At 41.6% G+C, this 322-nt stretch carries 1 pseudogene; it reads left to right on the top strand.

Going from position 1 to position 322, the window contains the following annotated elements:
* Window positions 1–242, top strand: a pseudogene (locus CWB65_RS19815) (efflux RND transporter periplasmic adaptor subunit); the annotation flags it as partial.
* Between the last annotated feature and the right edge of the window lie 80 nt (window positions 243–322).

The raw sequence follows: 322 nt of genomic DNA, 5'->3' as shown, positions 1-322 counted from the left end.
CAAAGCAGAAAGTGATGGCTGTGCCCGAAGTAGCATTGATCCGGAGCGCAGATGGTGATTGGACAGTATTTGTCGAAGACCACCCTGGAGAATTTAAAGCTGTAGAAATAGAACTAGGCCGAGCCTTAGGTGGTTTTAGAGAAATCATTGGCCTTGATAGTGGAACGCGATTTGTAACTAAAGGCGCATTTTTTGTTGCGTCTGAAATCGCTAAAGTCGGATTTGATCAGCACATACACTAGGGAGCAAGACTATGTTTAATAAAATAATAGATTCGTCTGTTAATAAGAGAGTCAGGATTTTGATGTCGACGTATTCATCT

This window comes from Pseudoalteromonas sp. S554 (genome assembly GCF_005930865.1).
GTDB lineage: Bacteria > Pseudomonadota > Gammaproteobacteria > Enterobacterales > Alteromonadaceae > Pseudoalteromonas > Pseudoalteromonas marina.
Note: the sequence above shows the minus strand (reverse complement) of the source record. Positions and strands in the feature narration are given on the sequence as shown.